This is a genomic window from Kitasatospora purpeofusca (assembly GCF_036010405.1).
GTDB classification, from domain to species: domain Bacteria; phylum Actinomycetota; class Actinomycetes; order Streptomycetales; family Streptomycetaceae; genus Kitasatospora; species Kitasatospora purpeofusca.
Window position 1 is genome coordinate 7,890,518 of the sequence record NZ_CP108561.1, and the last position, 13,181, is coordinate 7,903,698.

11 protein-coding genes are annotated in these 13,181 nt (G+C 74.1%); 10 read left to right on the plus strand and 1 reads right to left on the minus strand.

The annotated features are described in order from the left end of the window. The first annotated feature begins 265 nt into the window (after positions 1-265). The 9 genes from hpnC to OG715_RS34530 all read left to right on the plus strand — a co-directional run bounded on the left by hpnC (position 266) and on the right by OG715_RS34530 (position 12,415). Positions 266-1,312: a squalene synthase HpnC gene (gene hpnC, locus OG715_RS34490; RefSeq protein WP_407661143.1), complete on the plus strand. Its 1,047-nt coding sequence runs from the start codon at positions 266-268 to the stop codon at positions 1,310-1,312. 41 nt (positions 1,313-1,353) lie between these two features. Beyond that, positions 1,354-2,211 (plus strand): presqualene diphosphate synthase HpnD, encoded by an 858-nt coding sequence (gene hpnD, locus OG715_RS34495; RefSeq protein WP_051742930.1) that lies wholly within the window; start codon positions 1,354-1,356, stop codon positions 2,209-2,211. A gap of 166 nt (positions 2,212-2,377) precedes the next feature. Then, entirely contained in the window at positions 2,378-3,814 is a 1,437-nt protein-coding gene (gene hpnE, locus OG715_RS34500) for a hydroxysqualene dehydroxylase HpnE (RefSeq protein ID WP_266273343.1), read from the plus strand. Positions 3,815-3,993: 179 nt separating this feature from the next. Beyond that, positions 3,994-5,082, plus strand: coding sequence for a polyprenyl synthetase family protein (locus OG715_RS34505; protein WP_407661144.1), 1,089 nt, complete (start codon positions 3,994-3,996; stop codon positions 5,080-5,082). Between the two features lie 7 nt (positions 5,083-5,089). Beyond that, entirely contained in the window at positions 5,090-7,180 is a 2,091-nt protein-coding gene (gene shc, locus OG715_RS34510) for a squalene--hopene cyclase (protein ID WP_266273342.1), read from the plus strand. Continuing rightward, on the plus strand, positions 7,177-7,872 hold the full coding sequence (locus OG715_RS34515) for a 5'-methylthioadenosine/S-adenosylhomocysteine nucleosidase family protein (protein WP_266273341.1): 696 nt from the start codon (positions 7,177-7,179) through the stop codon (positions 7,870-7,872). The genes shc and OG715_RS34515 overlap by 4 nt, the downstream gene beginning before the upstream one ends. Positions 7,873-7,874: 2 nt before the next feature. After that, positions 7,875-8,900, plus strand: coding sequence for an adenosyl-hopene transferase HpnH (hpnH, locus tag OG715_RS34520; RefSeq protein ID WP_266273340.1), 1,026 nt, complete (start codon positions 7,875-7,877; stop codon positions 8,898-8,900). Between the two features lie 139 nt (positions 8,901-9,039). Beyond that, positions 9,040-10,980 (plus strand): 1-deoxy-D-xylulose-5-phosphate synthase, encoded by a 1,941-nt coding sequence (gene dxs / locus OG715_RS34525; RefSeq protein WP_266273339.1) that lies wholly within the window; start codon positions 9,040-9,042, stop codon positions 10,978-10,980. After that, positions 10,970-12,415: an aspartate aminotransferase family protein gene (locus OG715_RS34530; protein WP_266273338.1), complete on the plus strand. Its 1,446-nt coding sequence runs from the start codon at positions 10,970-10,972 to the stop codon at positions 12,413-12,415. Before dxs ends, OG715_RS34530 begins: the two co-directional genes overlap by 11 nt. 141 nt (positions 12,416-12,556) lie before the next feature. Here the strand turns inward: OG715_RS34530 and OG715_RS34535 are convergent, their stop codons facing one another. Further along, positions 12,557-12,829, minus strand: coding sequence for a DUF6343 family protein (locus OG715_RS34535; RefSeq protein WP_266273337.1), 273 nt, complete (start codon positions 12,827-12,829; stop codon positions 12,557-12,559). A 132-nt stretch (positions 12,830-12,961) separates the two neighbouring features. Between OG715_RS34535 and OG715_RS34540 the strand changes: the two genes are divergently transcribed. Further along, positions 12,962-13,150 carry an I78 family peptidase inhibitor gene (locus tag OG715_RS34540; RefSeq protein WP_266273336.1) on the plus strand — a complete coding sequence of 63 codons (189 nt, stop codon included), beginning with the start codon at positions 12,962-12,964 and terminating at the stop codon, positions 13,148-13,150. The last annotated feature ends 31 nt before the right edge of the window (positions 13,151-13,181 follow it).

The window sequence follows — 13,181 nt, forward strand, 5'->3', positions numbered from 1 at the left end:
GCCCGGGTGAAGGGGCCGGCCCCGGGGGAGACCCGGGGCCGGCCCCTGTCGTTCGTGCGCCCCCGCCCGGCCCCGTCGTGCCCCGGGTGGCCCGCCCCCGCCCGGGTGAGCGCCCCGTGCGCCGGGTGAGGCGCTCTTCTCCCGCGCGGGCGTCGGTGTCAGGCTGTGGGCGCGGGGGTGGTGTGCCGGACGTGACGCCCGTGATCGGACGCGTGTCCGACTCGGGCCGATCACCTGAGCGGTGTAGAACGGGGGAGTGACAGCAGTGTCGGCTTCGGCCCAGCCCAGTAGTGAGTCCCCGCCCGGAGGCGGCCGCCCGGACCCCGGCCCCGCGGGGGCGGCGACCCTGGCGAAGGCGAGCGCGGAGAACTTCCCGGTCGCCCCGTTCTTCCTGCCCGCCGCGTGGCGCGACGACCTCATGACGGTCTACGGCTTCTGCCGGCTGGTGGACGACGCCGGCGACGGCGACCTCGCCGACCCGGCCGGCACCGCCGCACTGCTCGGCGTCGCCGCGCCGCCGGAGCCGTCCGGGCCCTCGGAGGCCCCCGGACTCACCCCTTCGGCCCAGTCCGGCCCGCCCGCCCCCGACCGGCCCTCCCCGGCCGAGACGGCGTTCCGCCTCGCCCTGCTGGGCGGCCTGGAACGCGACCTCGACCGGGTCTTCGAGACCGCCCTCGACCCCGCCCGCGGCGAGGCCCCCCGGCACCCGCTGCTGCGCCCGCTGGTCCCCCTGGTCGACCGGCACGGGCTCACCCCGGAGCCGTTCCGCCGGCTGATCGAGGCCAACCGGGTCGACCAGACCACCACCCGCTACCGGGACTACGACGAGCTCATCGCCTACTGCACGCTGTCCGCCGACCCGGTCGGCCGCCTGGTCCTGGCTCTCGCCGGAGTCGCCACCCCCGAGCGGATCGCGATGTCCGACGACATCTGCCGGGCCCTGCAGATCGTCGAGCACCTCCAGGACGTCGCCGAGGACCTCGCCCGGGGCCGGATCTACCTGCCGGCCGAGGACCTCGAACGCTTCGGCGTCACCGAGGCCGACCTCGCCGCGCCGAGCGCCGGGGCGCCGGTCCGCGAGCTGATCCGCTTCGAGGCGGACCGTGCCCGCACCCTGCTCGACCGAGGTGCGCCATTGGTAGGTACGGTTCGGGGGAGGCTTCGACTGCTCCTCGCGGGATTCACCGCGGGCGGGTACGCGGCCCTGGCGGCCGTCGAGGGCGCCGGGTACGACGTACTCGCCCAGCAGGCGAAGCCGGACAAGCGCCGCCTCGCAGCGAAGGCGGCGGCCATCTTCGCGAAGGGAAGGTGAACGCCCGCGTGGCGGCATCACCACTGGCGTCGGCTCCGGTCATGGCGGCCTACCGGTACTGCGAGGCAGTGACCGGACTGCAGGCCCGCAACTTCAGCTACGGCATCAGGCTGCTGCCCGAGCCGAAGCGGCTGGCCATGTCGGCCCTGTACGCGCTGGCGCGCCGGGTGGACGACATCGGCGACGGCGAGCTCCCGGCCGACCGCAAGGCGGAGGCGCTGCTGCGCACCCGCGAACTGCTCGACGAGATCCGGGCCGGCTCCGTCGCGGAGGACGACACCGACCCGATCAAGGTCGCGCTCGCGGACAGCGCCCGGCGCTTCCCGATCGACCTCGGCGGCTTCGACGAGCTGATCGACGGCGTCGAGATGGACCTCAAGGGCGCCGAGTACCAGACCTACGAGGAGCTCAAGGTCTACTGCCGGTGCGTCGCCGGAGCCATCGGCCGGCTGTCGCTCGGCGTCTACGGCTGCGACGACCCCGAGCGCGGCGCCCGGTACGCCGACACCCTCGGGCTGGCGCTCCAGCTCACCAACATCCTGCGCGACCTGCGCGAGGACGCCCTCAACGGCCGCACCTACCTGCCGATGGAGGACCTCGTCCGGTTCGGCTGCCAGGAGGGCTTCGCCCGCCCCAGGCCCCCGGTCGGGGCCGACTTCGCCGGGCTGGTCTCCTTCGAGGCGGCCCGCGCCCAGGCGGCCTTCGAGGAGGGCCTGCGGCTGCTCCCGATGCTCGACCGCCGCAGCCGGGCCTGCACCGCCGCCATGGCGGGCATCTACCACCGGCTGCTCGGCCGGATCGCCGCCGACCCGGAGTCGGTGCTGCGCGGCCGGGTCTCGCTGCCGGGCTGGGAGAAGGCGTACGTGGCGCTTTCCGGGCTCGCCGGGGGGCGTTCTTGATTCTTGCCACAGTTCTGTCACGCTGTGTCAGCGGGGAATCACTTATGGGTAGAGCCCTGTTGACCGTTGGGTCGGGCCCGGCCGCACTGACCGCGGACCCGACGGCACTGACCAAGGGCGCTCCGGTCACGACCGGACCGGGCGCCGGACGCGAGGGGGAGGTCGGATGACCGGGCGAGCCGACGCCGCGCGCCCGGCCGCAGTCGTGGTCGGCGGCGGCCTCGCGGGCATCACCGCCGCGCTCCGGCTGGCGGAGGCGGGCCACCGGGTCACCCTCGCCGAGGGCCGGCCCCGCCTCGGCGGCCTGGCCTTCTCCTTCCGCCGCGGCGAGCTGACCGTCGACAACGGCCAGCACGTCTACCTGCGCTGCTGCACCGCCTACCGGGGCCTGCTGGAGCGCCTCGGCGCCAACCGGCTGGTCCACCTCCAGGAGCGGCTGGACGTGCCCGTCCTGGGCGTCTCCGGGCCCGCCGACGCGCCGGTCCGCACCCTGGGCCGGCTCGGACGCGCCGCACTGCCGGTGCCGCTGCACCTCGCCGGCAGCCTGGCCCGCTACCCGCACCTGGGCCCGGCCGACCGGGCCCGGGTGGTCCGCGGCGCGCTCGCGCTGCAGCGCCTGGACCTCGCCGACCCGGCCCTGGACGCCGTCTCCTTCGGCGACTGGCTGCGCCGGCAGGGCCAGAACGAGCGGACCGTCGCCGCGCTGTGGGACCTCGTCGGCGTGGCCACCCTGAACGCCAGGGCCGACCGGGTGTCGCTGGCACTGGCCGCGATGGTGTTCAAGACCGGCCTGCTCTCCGACCCCGGGGCCTCCGACATCGGCATGGCCGCCGTCCCGCTCGGCACCATCCACCACGACCGGGCGCTCGCCGAGCTGGAGCGCGCGGGCGTGAAGGTGCTGCTGCGCGCCCGGGTGGCCGAGCTCAAGCCCGCCGTCCCGCAGCACACCGTGCGACTGGAGGGCGGCGGAGAGCCGCTCACCGCCGAGACGGTGGTCCTGGCCGGCGCCCAGGACACCGCGCTGGAACTGCTGCCGCCCGACGCGGTGGCCCACCAGGACCGGCTCGCCGACTTCGGCACCTCGCCGATCCTCAACGTCCACGTGGTCTACGACCGCAAGGTGCTGCGCCGGCCGTTCTTCGCCGCGCTCGGCTCGCCCGTGCAGTGGGTCTTCGACCGCACCGCGCACTCCGGGCTGGCCGGCACCTCGCTCGGCGCGGCCCACCCCGACGCCCAGTACCTGGCGCTCTCGCAGTCCGCCGTGGACGACGAGATCGACCTGCCGGTCGCCGAGCTGCGCCGCCGCTACCTGCCGGAGCTGGCCCGGCTGCTGCCCGCCGCCGGCGGGGCCGAGGTGCTGGACTTCTTCGTCACCCGCGAGCGCACCGCCACCTTCGACCCGGCCCCGGGCACCGCCGCGCTGCGCCCCGGCCCGCGCACCGCCGTCCCCGGCCTGCTGCTGGCCGGCGCGTGGACGGCCACCGGCTGGCCCGCGACCATGGAGGGGGCCGTGCGCAGCGGCCACGCCGCCGCCGACGCGGTACCGGCCGCCGACGGCCGGCCCCGCCCGGCCGACCGCGGCGACGGGAGGTGGCCGAGGTGACCGGCACCGCCTTCGCCGGGGACCTCGGCGAGCCCGCCAGAGCGGGTGCCCACCCGCTCGGCCCCGGCGGCACCACCACCACCACCACCGCCACCGGCCGCGCCGAGCCCGGCCGCATCATCACCGCCAGCCTCGGGCCGTCCCACGCGGCCAGGCACCACCAGGGAGAGGGAACGTACGTGGAGTCACGCACCGGCACCGTCGGCGGAGGCACGGCACACGCCGGACCGGTCTCGGTGCCGGAACTGCTCAACCGCACCCGCGCGCTCTGCACCCCGCCGCTGAGGGCCGCCGTCGCCCGGCTGGCCTCACCCATGGACACCGTCGCGGCGTACCACTTCGGCTGGATCGACCGGGACGGCACGCCGGTCGCGGGGGACGGCGGCAAGGCCGTGCGCCCCACCCTGGCGCTGCTCTCGGCCCAGGCCGCCGGTGCCCCGGCGGAAGCCGGGGTGCCCGGTGGGGTCGCTGTTGAACTGGTGCACAACTTCTCCCTGCTCCATGATGATCTGATGGACGGTGACGAGACCCGGCGCCACCGGGCCACCGCCTGGACGGTCTTCGGCCCGGCGCAGGCGATCCTGGTCGGTGACGCCCTGGCCACGCTCGGTACGGAGGTGCTGCTCGACGCCGCGACCGCGGGCGGCGCGAGCCCCACCGACGCCGCGCGTGCCGTCCGGCTGCTCAACACCGCCAGCCGCCGGCTGATCGACGGGCAGGCGATGGACGTCGCCTTCGAGCAGCGGGACACCGTCACCGTCGCCGAGTGCCTGGAGATGGAGGGCGGCAAGACCGCCGCCCTGCTCTCCGCCGGCGCCGCGCTCGGCGCCGTCCTGGCCGGCGCCGACGACCGGGTCTCGGCCTCGCTCCAGCGCTTCGGCGACCACCTGGGCCTGGCCTTCCAGGCCGTGGACGACCTGCTCGGCATCTGGGGCGCCACCGAGGTCACCGGGAAGCCGCACTGGGGCGACCTGCGCCAGCGCAAGAAGTCCCTGCCGGTCGCCGCCGCGCTCGCCGAGGGCGGCCCCGCCTCCCGCGAACTGGCCGAACAGCTCGCCGACCCCAAGGGGCGCGGCGAGGAGAGCGAGACCGAACTGGCCGCCCGCGCCCTGCTGATCGAGCAGGCCGGAGGCCGCGCCTGGACCCGGGAGGAGGCCCGCCGCCAGCACACGACTGCCCTCGCCGCTCTGGACGAGGTGCCCATGCCCGATGTGGTGCGCGAGCACTTCGTCGCACTCGCCGAATTCGTGGTGGTACGAGAGAGGTGACGTTACGTTGACAGCAACCGCGGACGGCCGGCTCGACCCTGAGTACGATCCCGAGCCGGTCGCGGTGGGCGGCCTCGCCCCGGCGCTGCTGGGCGCCGGGGAGTGGCAGCCCGAGGGGGCCGCCGCCGCGTCGGCCGACCGGACCGAGCAACCGCAGAACGGGGCCGCCTCCGCCGAGGAGGCACTGGCCCGCGCCACCACCCACCTGCTCTCCCTGCAGAGTTCCGAGGGGTGGTGGAAGGGCGATCTGGAGACCAACGTCACCATGGACGCCGAGGACTTACTGCTCCGGCAGTTCCTCGGGATCCGGACCGAGGAGCAGACCAAGGCCACCGCCGAATGGATCCGCTCCCACCAGCGCGAGGACGGCACCTGGTCCACCTTCCACGGCGGACCGGCCGAGCTGTCCACCACCGTCGAGGCTTACGTCGCCCTCAAGCTCGCGGGGGACGATCCGGCCGCCCCGCACATGACGGCCGCCGCGCGCTGGATCCGGTCGGCCGGCGGGATCGCCGCCGCCCGGGTGTTCACCCGGATCTGGCTCGCGCTGTTCGGCTGGTGGCCCTGGGAACGGCTGCCGGAGATGCCACCGGAGATCATGTTCCTGCCGAGGTGGCTGCCCCTCAACATCTACGCCTTCGGCTGCTGGGCCCGGCAGACCATCGTCCCGCTGACCGTCGTCTCCGCGCACCGGCCCGTACGCCCGGCGCCCTTCGCGCTCACCGAGCTGCACACCGACCCGGACGACCCCTTCCCCGTCCGGCCGCTCGCCCCGGCCACCAGCTGGGACGGCCTGTTCGAACGCCTGGACAAGGCCCTGCACGCCTACCACCACCGCGCCCTGCGCCCGCTGCGCCGGCTCGCCGTCTCCCAGGCCTGCCGCTGGATCGTCGAACGCCAGGAGGCCGACGGCTGCTGGGGCGGCATCCAGCCGCCCGCCGTCTACTCGCTGATCGCCCTGCACCTGGAGGGCTACGAGCTCGACCACCCGGTGATGCGGGCCGGGCTCGCCTCCTTCGACCGCTTCACCGTGCACACCCCGGACGGCCGGCGCTGGATGGAGGCCTGCCAGTCCCCGGTCTGGGACACCTGCCTGGCCACCGTCGCCCTGGTCGACGCCGGACTCCCGGCCGACCACCCCGCGCTGGTCTCCGCCGTCGACTGGATGATCGGCGAGGAGATCACCAAGCGCGGCGACTGGTCCGTCCAGCGGCCCTCGCTCGCCCCCGGCGGCTGGGCGTTCGAGTTCGAGAACGACACCTACCCCGACATCGACGACACCGCCGAGGTGGTGCTCGCGCTGTGCCGGGTCGCCCACCCGGACCCGGCCAAGGTCGCCGGCTCCGTCGACCGGGGCGTGCGGTGGAACCTCGGCATGCAGTCCAAGAACGGCGCCTGGGGCGCGTTCGACGTCGACAACACCAGCACCCTGGCGAACAAGCTGCCGTTCTGCGACTTCGGCGAGGTCGTCGACCCGCCGTCGGCGGACGTCACCGCCCACGTCGTGGAGATGCTGGCCGAGGTCGGCAAGGCCCGCGACCCGCGCACCCGGCGCGGCGTCGAGTGGCTGCTGCGCAACCAGGAGGCGGACGGCTCCTGGTTCGGCCGCTGGGGCACCAACTACATCTACGGCACCGGCTCGGTGCTCCCCGCCCTGGTCGCCGCCGGCGTGCCCGCCGAGCACCCGGCGATCCGCCGCGCCGTCCGCTGGCTGGAGGACCGCCAGAACACCGACGGCGGCTGGGGCGAGGACATGCGTTCCTACGAGGACCCGGCGCGCTGGGCCGGGCGCGGCGAGACCACCGCCTCGCAGACCGCCTGGGCGCTGATGGCGCTGCTCGCGGCCGGCGAGGGGCCGGACGGCCGGGCCAACCCCGCCGTCGAGCGCGGCGTCGACTGGCTGGTGCGCACCCAGCTGCCCGAGGGCACCTGGGACGAGCCCCAGTTCACCGGCACCGGCTTCCCGTGGGACTTCTCCATCAACTACCACCTGTACCGGCTGGTGTTCCCGGTCACCGCGCTCGGCCGCTACCTGTACGGCGGCCCCGCGGCCGGCCGGCCGGTCACCGGTACCGCGCCGATCGGGGCGTCCCGGTGAGCGCTGCCCCGCTGCTGGTGCTCTGCGCGCTCGGCCCCGAGGTGTGGGCCCTGCGCGGCGGGGACTGGCGCGGCGCGGCCGGCGGCCCGCCGGTCGTGGTGCGGACCGGCGTCGGCCGGCGGCGGGCCTCGCTCACCGTCAGACGGCTGCTGACCGCCGCCCCCGGCGGCTACGGGGCGCTCGTGGTGGCCGGCTTCGGCGCCTCCGTCGCGCCGGGCATCACACCCGGCGACGTGATCGTCGCGGACGGGGTCCGTGACGCCGAGGGCAACCACTTCGCCGTCGGCTCGGGGCCCGGGCTCACCCGGGCCCTGGCCGCGCACGGCCTGACCGTGCACACAGGCGTGCACCACACCGCCGACCACGTGGTGCGCGGCCTGGAACGGCGCGCCCTGCACCTGCAGGGCGCGCTCGCCGTCGACATGGAGGCCGCCGCCGTGCTGGCGGCCCTCAGCGAGCTGCGGCCCGGCCTGCCCGCGGCCGTGCTCCGGGTCGTCGTCGACACCCCCGAGCGGGAACTGCTGCGCCCGGGGACCCTACCGGCCGGCGTCCGCGCCTGGCGGACGCTGCGCGCGACGGTGCCCGCCCTGGTCGACTGGCACCTGCGGAACGACCGGGCGGGCCGGGACCGGCCCTCGCCCGCCACCCTCGACCACCCCACATCCTCGACGCTCCCCCAGGAGGCGAGCTAGCCATGGCCATGCCGTTGCGCCAGACCGTGCGGGTCGGCACCTACCTCATGCAGCAGAAGCTCAAGCGACGCGACAAGTTCCCGCTGATCGTCGAACTGGAACCGCTCTTCGCCTGCAACCTGGCCTGCGAGGGGTGCGGCAAGATCCAGCACCCGGCCGGGGTGCTGAAGCAGCGGATGCCGGTCGCCCAGGCGGTCGGCGCGGTCCTGGAGTCGGGCGCCCCGATGGTCTCGATCGCGGGCGGCGAGCCGCTGATGCACCCGCAGATCGACGAGATCGTCCGGCAGCTGGTGGAGCGCCGCAAGTACGTGTTCCTCTGCACCAACGCGCTGCTGATGCGCAAGAAGCTGGACAAGTTCACGCCCTCGCCCTACTTCACCTTCACCGTGCACATCGACGGGCTGCGCGAGCGGCACGACGCCTCGGTGGCCAAGGAGGGCACCTTCGACGAGGCGGTGGAGGCGATCAAGGAGGCCAAGCGGCGCGGCTTCCGGGTGACGACCAACTCCACCTTCTTCAACACCGACACCCCGCAGACCATCATCGACGTGCTCGACTACCTCAACGACGACCTCCAGGTCGACGAGATGATGATCTCCCCGGCCTTCGCCTACGAGAAGGCACCCGACCAGGAGCACTTCCTCGGCGTCGAACAGACCCGGGAGCTCTTCCGCAAGACCTTCGCCGGCGGCAACCGGCGGCGCTGGCGCCTCAACCACAGCCCGCTCTTCCTGGACTTCCTGGAGGGCAAGGTCGACTTCGAGTGCACCGCCTGGGGCATCCCCAATTACTCGCTCTTCGGCTGGCAGCGGCCCTGCTACCTGATGGCCGACGGCTATGTGCCGACCTACCGCGAGCTGATCGAGAAGACCGACTGGGACAAGTACGGACGCGGCAAGGACGCCCGCTGCTCCAACTGCATGGCGCACTGCGGCTACGAGCCGACCGCCGTCCTCGCCACCATGGGCTCCCTCAAGGAGTCCCTGCGGGCGCTCACCGACACCGTCGGCTCCAACCGGGGCCGCTGACCGCACCCGTCGGCGGACGGCCCACCGGCCGTCCGCCCCGTCCGGCCCGGGCCCGAACCCGGGCCGGACCCCACCCCGCGAGGCCGAGGCCCGACCCCGGGGGCACCACCGCACCGCTCCGAGTCGTGAGGTGAAAGCCATGTCACTGCTCTCCAGCGTCACATCCCCGGCGGACCTGAGAGCCCTCCCGGCCACCGAGCTGCCCCGGCTGGCCGGCGAGATCCGGGAGTTCCTGATCGACGCCGTCACCCGGACCGGCGGCCATCTCGGCCCCAACCTCGGCGTGGTCGAGCTGACCATCGCCCTGCACCGGGCCTTCGACTCCCCGCACGACCGGATCGTCTGGGACACCGGCCACCAGAGCTACGTGCACAAGCTGCTCACCGGCCGGCAGGACTTCTCGGGGCTGCGGACGAAGGGCGGCCTGTCCGGCTACCCCTCGCGCGCCGAGTCCGAGCACGACCTGGTCGAGAACTCGCACGCCTCCACCGCGCTCTCCTACGCCGACGGCCTGGCCAAGGCCGCCCAGCTGCTCGGCCAGCACGACCGGCACACCGTCGCGGTGATCGGCGACGGCGCGCTCACCGGCGGCCTCGCCTGGGAGGCGCTCAACAACATCGCCGCCGCCAAGGACCGGCCGCTGGTCATCGTCGTCAACGACAACGAGCGCTCCTACGCCCGCACCATCGGCGGCCTCGCCAACCACCTCGCCACCCTGCGCACCACCCAGGGCTACGAGCGCTTCCTGTCCTGGGGCAAGGGCACCCTGCAGCGCACCCCGGTGGTCGGCCAGCCGATCTTCGAGGCGCTGCACGGCGCCAAGAAGGGCTTCAAGGACGCCTTCGCGCCGCAGGGCATGTTCGAGGACCTCGGGCTCAAGTACCTCGGCCCGATCGACGGCCACGACCTCGCCGCGCTGGAGTCCGCGCTCGGCAAGGCCCGGGGCTTCGGCGGCCCGGTCATCGTGCACTGCCTCACCGTCAAGGGCCGCGGCTACCGGCCCGCCGAGCAGGACGAGGCGGACCGCTTCCACGCCGTCAACCCGATCGACCCCTACACCTGCCTGCCGATCTCGCCCAGCACCGGCGTCTCCTGGACCTCGGTGTTCGGCGACGAGCTGCTGGCCGTCGGCGCCGAACGCCCGGACGTGGTCGCGATCACCGCCGCGATGCTCCAGCCGGTGGGCCTGGCGAAGTTCGCCAAGGCGTACCCGGAGCGCACCTTCGACGTCGGCATCGCCGAGCAGCACGCCGTCACCAGCGCGGCCGGACTGGCCACCGGGGGACTGCACCCGGTGGTGGCGGTCTACGCGACCTTCCTCAACCGGGCCTTCGACCAGGTGCTGATGGACGTCGCCCTGCACCGGCTCGGCGTCACCTTCGTCCTGGACCGCTCCGGCGTGACCGGCCCGGACGGCGCCTCGCACAACGGCATGTGGGACATGTCGATCCTCCAGGTCGTGCCCGGGCTGCGGCTCGCCGCCCCGCGTGACGCCGACGAGCTGCGCGCCCAGCTGCGCGAGGCGGTGGACGTCGCCGACGCCCCGACCGTGGTGCGCTTCCCCAAGGCGACCATCGGCCCGGCCGTTCCCGCGATCGAGCGGATCGGCGGCGTGGACGTGCTGCTGCGCACCGGGGAGCTGCCGGAGATCCTGCTGGTCACCGTCGGCACCACGGCCGCCGCGGGGCTGGACGCGGCCCGGCTGCTGCTCGCCGAGGGGTTCACCACGACCGTGGTCGACCCGCGCTGGGTGAAGCCGGTGGACCCGGCCCTGCCGGAGCTCGCCGCCCGGCACCGGCTGGTGGTCACGGTCGAGGACAACGGCCGCGCCGGCGGCGTCGGTGCGGCGATCGCCCAGGCGCTGCGGGACGCCGACGTGGACGTCCCGGTGCGGGTGCTGGGCCTGCCGCAGGAGTTCCTCGGGCACGCCGCGCGGGGGGAGATCCTGGAGGAGACCGGGCTGACCGGCACCGGGGTCGCCGCCCAGACCGCCGCCTTCGCCAAGCACCTGCTTCCGGCCGGTGGCCTGCCGGACCGGGACCTTCCGAACCGAGGAGCGAACCAGCGCCATGCCGGCTGACCCCGACGACCGCACGGACGCCCGCACCGACGTCCGCACCGATGCCCGCACCGACGTCCGATTCGACCTGGCCGCCCTGCTCGCCGAGCGGGGCAAGGAGCGGTACGAGCTGCAGAGCCGCTACCTGAATCCGCAGCTGGCCCGGATGCTGCACACCATCGGCTTCGACAAGTACTACGAGCGGGCCCGGGGCCAGTACTTCTACGACGCCGAGGGCAACGAGTACCTCGACATGCTGGCCGGCTTCGGCATCTTCGCGCTGGGCCGCCACCACCCGGTGGTCCGCTCGGCCGTCCAGCAGGTGATGGACCTCGACCTGCCGGACCTGGTCCGCTTCGACTGCTCGCCGCTGCCCGGTCTGCTCGCCGAGCGGCTGCTGTCGTACGCGCCGGGGCTGGACCGGGTGTTCTTCGGCAACAGCGGCACCGAGGCGGTCGAGACGGCACTGAAGTTCGCCCGCTACGCCACCGGTCGCCGCCGGATCCTGTACGCGGACCACGCCTTCCACGGGCTGACCACCGGCTCCCTGTCCGTGAACGGCGAGAACGGCTTCCGCAAGGGCTTCGACCCGCTGCTGCCGGACACCGCGATCCCGCTCGGCGATCTCGGGGCGCTGGCCAAGGAACTGAAGCGCGGTGACGTCGCGGCGCTGATCGTCGAGCCGATCCAGGGCAAGGGCGTGCAGGCGCCGCCGCCCGGCTGGCTGCGGGCCGCCCAGGACCTGCTGCACGAGCACAGGGCGCTGCTGATCTGCGACGAGGTGCAGACCGGGATCGGGCGCACCGGTGAGTTCTTCGCCTACCAGGACGAGGAGGGCGTGCTGCCGGACCTGGTGTGCGCGGCCAAGGCGCTGTCCGGCGGCTATGTGCCGGTGGGGGCGACCCTCGGCAAGGGCTGGATCTTCGAGAAGGTGTACTCCTCGATGGACCGGGTGCTGGTGCACTCGGCCAGCTTCGGTTCCAACGCGCAGGCGATGGCGGCCGGTCTGGCGACCCTGGAGGTGATCCGGGACGAGCAGGTGGTGGAGAACGCCCGCAAGGTGGGCGACTACTTCCGGGCGCGGCTGACCGCGCTGGTCGACCGGTACGAGCTGCTCGCCGAGGTGCGGGGGCGCGGGCTGATGATCGGGATCGAGTTCGGGCGGCCGAAGTCGCTGAAGCTGCGGACCGGCTGGACGGCCCTGCAGGCGGCCCGCAAGGGGCTGTTCGCCCAGATGGTGGTGGTGCCGCTGCTGCAGCGGCACCGGATCCTCACCCAGGTGTCCGGGGACCATCTGGAGGTGATCAAGCTGATTCCGCCGCTGATCATCACCGAGCGGGACGTGGACCGGTTCGTGGAGGCGTTCACCGAGGTGATGGAGGACGCGCACCGGGGGAGCGGTCTGATGTGGGACTTCGGGCGGACGCTGGTGAAGCAGGCGGTCGGCAGCCGCTGAGCCCGCGCGGGGGCGCGTTCTGCGGGGATGTGCCTTGCGGGATGTGTCGGGATGTGTTTCGCGGGGATGTGTTTCGCGGGGTGGGGACGGGCCGCGGTGCTGCCGGGCCGCCGGGTTCCCACCCCGCGGGAGACCGGGGGGTCAGAGCTCGGTCCGGCGGCGCCGGACCACGACGACGAGATCGACGGCGGCGAGCAGGGTGAGGATCCCGCAGGCCACGGCGAAGCCGGTGAGGGTGCCCCGGCTCGGCGCACCGAACGCGGGGGCGTTCGCGGCCCAGACCGCGAACCCCGCGGTGGCCAGCGCGAACAGCGGGGTGAAGGTCAGCGAGAGCAGGTAGCGCAGCTTGAGGTCGCTGCGGGCGGTGGCGGGTTCGGTGCCGCTGTGCCACCGCCGCGGGGTCGTCGCGGGCATCCGAGGTCACCTCCCGGTCCTTACCGGCCCGATTCCGGGCCGCAGGTCGCCTGCGGCCGTTCGTACCGGCGGTCCTCGTACGGGCGGTCTACGATTCCAGCGTACGTCTGCTGGGCGAGCCGGGGAGGGGCGATGACGGACACGGACGCGGAGGGTTACGCGGGGCTGCGGGTCGAGCGGGCCGAGGAGTTGGCCCGTCGGCACGGGTGGGCCTCGGTGCGGGTACTGCCGCCGGGGGTGGCGATGACGATGGACCACCGGGAGGGGCGGCTCAACCTCGCGGTGCGCGACGGACTGGTCGTGCGCAGCTGGGAGGGCTAGGACCGGCCTTTTCCGGATCCTTCGCGGACGG

Coding starts and splice junctions, on each gene's coding strand:
- hpnD (WP_051742930.1), top strand. CDS start 1,354: ATGGCGGCCTACCGGTACTGCGAGGCAGTGACCGGACTGCAGGCCCGC.
- hpnH (WP_266273340.1), top strand. CDS start 7,875: ATGGCCATGCCGTTGCGCCAGACCGTGCGGGTCGGCACCTACCTCATG.
- OG715_RS34535 (WP_266273337.1), bottom strand. CDS start 12,829: ATGCCCGCGACGACCCCGCGGCGGTGGCACAGCGGCACCGAACCCGCC.
- dxs (WP_266273339.1), top strand. CDS start 9,040: ATGTCACTGCTCTCCAGCGTCACATCCCCGGCGGACCTGAGAGCCCTC.
- hpnE (WP_266273343.1), top strand. CDS start 2,378: ATGACCGGGCGAGCCGACGCCGCGCGCCCGGCCGCAGTCGTGGTCGGC.
- OG715_RS34540 (WP_266273336.1), top strand. CDS start 12,962: ATGACGGACACGGACGCGGAGGGTTACGCGGGGCTGCGGGTCGAGCGG.
- OG715_RS34530 (WP_266273338.1), top strand. CDS start 10,970: ATGCCGGCTGACCCCGACGACCGCACGGACGCCCGCACCGACGTCCGC.